The organism is Tepidiforma sp. (genome assembly GCF_034432735.1).
GTDB lineage: Bacteria > Chloroflexota > Dehalococcoidia > Tepidiformales > Tepidiformaceae > Tepidiforma.
The window spans coordinates 1-3,819 of sequence record NZ_DAOUBJ010000111.1 but is presented as its reverse complement, the minus strand read 5'-3'; the positions used below and the strand labels follow the sequence as shown (position 1 = coordinate 3,819).

The window sequence follows — 3,819 nt, the reverse complement described above, 5'->3', positions numbered from 1 at the left end:
TGTGGCGCTACCCGGTTTCGCCTACCGCCGCGCGAACGAATTGCCGCCGTGGGCGGCGAATGCGCCGGAGTGGCTCCGCCCAGTGACGTCGCTGCGCGAGGCCGATCTGGCCGGGGCGCTGGCCGTGCTCGCGGAGCCCGGCGCCGAGGATCCCCGGCTGGCGGAACTCCGCGCCTGGCGCGACCGGGTGGAACTGTTCGATGCCTTGGCGTTCACGGGCGACGGGATGGTTTCGGTGACCGCGAAAGGGGTGCACAAGGGAAGCGCGCTGCGCAGGCTCTGCGAGGCGCTCGGCATCGACCCGGCGGAGGCGGTGGCCATCGGTGATTCGGAAGTCGATGTGCCGATGTTCCGCGAGGCCGGGCTCGCCGTGGCCGTCGAAACGGGCACGCCCGGGGCGAAAGCGGCGGCGACCCGGCTCATCCCCGGACCGGCGGACGACGGGCCGGCGCAGTTCATCGAGGAGCTGCTCGGCTGAGAGCGGATCGGCGTGGTCGGCGGCGCGCCAATCGCCTCCGGCCGAGCGGACCGGGCGCGCGGCGGCGGAGCTGTCCTCCGGGTGGACTCAGCGGGCCGAGGCGGGGCCGGACATCGGCGCTGGGGCGCGGGCGGGCGCGGGCACGGTCCGGGGGCGAATGAGGGCCGCAGCCGCGATGGCGAGGGCACAAATGCCGATGCCGACGACGGCGAGCAGAACGTAGGCATCGACGATGGCGGCCGAAGTCACGCTGGCCGCCGGCTCGCCAGCAGCGGGGAGGAAGTGGGTAGACCGTTCGACCAGTCCGGCCGAGGTTGCGGGTTCGATACCGGCCTCCGCGAGCCGCGGCGGGAGGAGGTGTTCGACCGCACGAAGGTAGGCGGCTCCGAAGATGGCGACGCCGGCCGAGGTCCCGATGTTCCGCGCCATCGTCAGCGCACCGGAGGCGAGCCCCGACTTGGCCAAGGGCATGGCGCTCACCACCGCGTAGGAGGTGGCCGAGATGACGAGGCCGATGCCAAGCCCGCGCAAGATGAAGGCGGGGAGGAGGCCATCGAGATAGCCGCTCGCGGGTTCGAGGCGGAGGAGGTAGACGAACGATAGCCCGACGGAGATGGAGCCCGCGGCGATGATGATCCGGATGCGATGGCCGAGGCGCTGGCCGACGATGCCAGAGACCGGCATCAGCAGGGCGACCAGCCCTGTGGCCGGGAGGAAGGCGAGCCCCCCTTGGAGTGGCGAAAAGCCGAGGTAGTTCTGCATGAAAAGGCTGGCGTACGGTTGCGAACCGAAGACAGCGGCGGAGAAGAGGAAGGCGCTCAGCGAAGCCATGACGAACGGCATGCTGCGGAAGAGGGAGAGGTCCACGAGTGGGGCGCGCGCGCGGCGTTCGACCAAGGGGAAGAGCGTCAGGAGCAGGGCCCCGGCGGCGAAGCAGCCCACGATGACGGGAGATGCCCAGCCGAGCTCGTTGCCGCGGTTGACGCCGAAGAGCACGAACAGCAGGCCGCCCGAGAGCACGACGAGCCCCGGCCAATCGATGGTACGGGGTGCGGAAGGGTCGCGGGTGGAAGGCACCCAAAGGAGCGCGAAGAGGACTGCGAGGAGGCCGAGGGGTAGATTGACGAGGAAGATCCAGCGCCACTGGTCGCCGCTGACGAGGAGGCCGCCGAGGATGGGGCCGGCGATGAGGCCGAGGCCGGAGACGCCGCCCCAGATGCCGATGGCGAGGCCGCGCTGTTCGGCGGGAAAGGCAGCGGTGACGATCGAGAGGGTGAGCGGCATCATCGTGGCGGCGGCGATGCCTTGGAGGATGCGGAAGAGGATGAGCGCCTCGATATTCGGCGCGAGCCCGCAGAGGCCGGACGTGACGACGAATCCGGCCAAACCCGCGAGATAGATCCGGTCGCGGCCGAAGATGTCGCCGAGCCGGCCCATCGCGAGCGGGAAGACTCCGGTCATGAGGACGTAGCCGGAAACGGTCCATTCGGTCTCGGCGAGGGAGGCGTCGAGGTCGCGCCCGATGGCGGGAAAGGCGACGTTGACGACGAAGGTATCGACCATCAGCATGCCGAGCCCGAAGCAAGCAGCGACGAGGGTAAGCCATTTCGATGGAGGGACAGTGCGGCTGAACATGTCGGGCGCCTCCAGGGACCGCGGCACGCGATCCGTTGTGTAATGCAACTGACTATAGAAGGTTTCACATCCGTGCGGCAAGGCCCGCCCCCGCGCGTTCAGCGAGCATGCGCTGGCACGGCGCTCAGGGGGCGAAGGAGGCGAGGAGCCGGCGGAGCTGGGCGTGGTGCGATTCGAGGTGCCGGCAGAGGGCGTGCTCGACGAGACCGGCGACGGAGTTGCGCGCCGGATCCCCGCCCGTGAACTGGAGGGGGACGGCGAGCTGCGCCGGGGTGAGCTCGCGGATCGCGGCGCTGGCGGCTGCGGCCGCGCGGTCGAGGCGCTCGCAGGCGGTCGGCTGGTCGAGCGATGCGCCGAACTGGATGCCGGCGCTGCGGTCGGGGTCGTCCTCCTCGCGGCCCCAGGAGGCCCCGGGGTTGGCGGCGAGGACGACGGCGCGGCTCGCCCAGTAGGGGAGGAATTCGCAAATGTGGCCGACGACCATCGCAGGCGACCACCCGCCGGGTCCGCTGCGCTGCCACGCGCCGGGCGGGGCGAGGACGATGCGCCGACGGAGCGCCTCGGCCTGGGCCTCGATGCGGTGCGCGAACTGCTCGGCCGGGCCGGACAGCGACGCCGGGGCTACCAGCCGCGGGTCGCGAGGAGCTCCTTTTCGCCGAGGGAGCTGACGCTGATGCCGGGCATCGCCTTGCCGAGGCCGCGGCTCACGCGGGCGATGACTTCGGGGTCCTGGTAGTGGGTGGTGGCTTCGACGATCGCCTTCGCCACGGCGGGCGGGTTCTCGGACTTGAAGATGCCCGAGCCGACGAAGACGCCATCGGCGCCGAGCCGCATCATGAGGGCAGCGTCGGCCGGCGTGGCCACGCCACCGGCGGCGAAATTGACGACGGGCAGGCGCCCTTCCCGCTTGACCTGCTGGACGAGCTCGAGCGGCGCGCCGAGCTCCTTGGCGACTGTGTAGACCTCGTCGTCGGAGAGGCTCTTGAGGCGGCGAATTTCGTCCTGGACGGCGCGCATGTGGCGGACGGCCTCGACGATATCGCCGGTCCCGGCCTCTCCCTTGGTGCGAATCATGGCCGCCCCTTCGGCGATGCGCCGCAGGGCTTCGCCAAGATTCCGGGCGCCGCAAACGAAGGGCACCTTGAACTGGTGCTTGTCGATGTGGTGGGCTTCGTCGGCTGGGGTGAGGACCTCGGATTCGTCGATGTAATCGATGCCGATGGCCTGGAGTACCTCCGCTTCGACGAAGTGGCCGATGCGGGCCTTCGCCATCACGGGAATCGTGACGGCTTCCATGATCCGGTAGATGATTTCCGGGTCGCTCATCCGGGCGACGCCACCGTCACGGCGGATATCGGCGGGGACGCGCTCGAGGGCCATGACGGCGCAGGCACCCGCTTCTTCGGCAATTTTCGCCTGTTCGGGCGTGACGACATCCATGATGACGCCGCCCTTGAGCATCTGAGCGAGCCCGACTTTGACTGCCCACGTGCCGGTCTGGGCCTGGGACATGGTGTTCCTCCGCGACGCGTTGTATCCCTCAGTGTAGGACTTCGGCGGGGCTGGATATAGCGGCGCGCGCACTCCGCGCTCTGGCATCGGCGTGCAGGGGAAGACGGCGGGAGTCCCGATCAGTCGGTGGCGAGGCGTTCCTTCAGGGAAGCACGGAGGGCGGGCCATTCACTGGCGAGGAGGGGCACGTCGAC

General features: G+C 70.0%; 4 protein-coding genes. 1 reads left to right on the top strand and 3 read right to left on the bottom strand.

Annotated elements, in window-relative coordinates:
* Nucleotides 1–478: HAD family hydrolase (locus tag VAE53_RS10415; protein WP_322819313.1), on the top strand; the 478-nt coding region annotated here is incomplete at its 5' end.
* Nucleotides 479–565: 87 nt separating this feature from the next.
* On the opposite strand, the gene VAE53_RS10410 is transcribed toward VAE53_RS10415, so the two are convergent.
* The 3 genes from VAE53_RS10410 to pdxS all read right to left on the bottom strand — a co-directional run bounded on the left by VAE53_RS10410 (nt 566) and on the right by pdxS (nt 3,625).
* Nucleotides 566–2,113 (bottom strand): DHA2 family efflux MFS transporter permease subunit, encoded by a 1,548-nt coding sequence (locus tag VAE53_RS10410; RefSeq protein ID WP_322819312.1) that lies wholly within the window; start codon nt 2,111–2,113, stop codon nt 566–568.
* Between the two features lie 124 nt (nt 2,114–2,237).
* A complete protein-coding gene (locus tag VAE53_RS10405; protein ID WP_336624114.1) occupies nt 2,238–2,690 on the bottom strand; it encodes a DinB family protein in 453 nt (150 codons plus the stop codon).
* A 44-nt stretch (nt 2,691–2,734) separates the two neighbouring features.
* A complete protein-coding gene (pdxS, locus tag VAE53_RS10400; RefSeq protein ID WP_322819310.1) occupies nt 2,735–3,625 on the bottom strand; it encodes a pyridoxal 5'-phosphate synthase lyase subunit PdxS in 891 nt (296 codons plus the stop codon).
* Nucleotides 3,626–3,819: the final 194 nt, after the last annotated feature.

Excerpts from the sequence above, each read along its gene's own strand:
- VAE53_RS10410 (WP_322819312.1), bottom strand. The coding sequence starts at position 2,113 with ATGTTCAGCCGCACTGTCCCTCCATCGAAATGGCTTACCCTCGTCGCT.
- pdxS (WP_322819310.1), bottom strand. The coding sequence starts at position 3,625 with ATGTCCCAGGCCCAGACCGGCACGTGGGCAGTCAAAGTCGGGCTCGCT.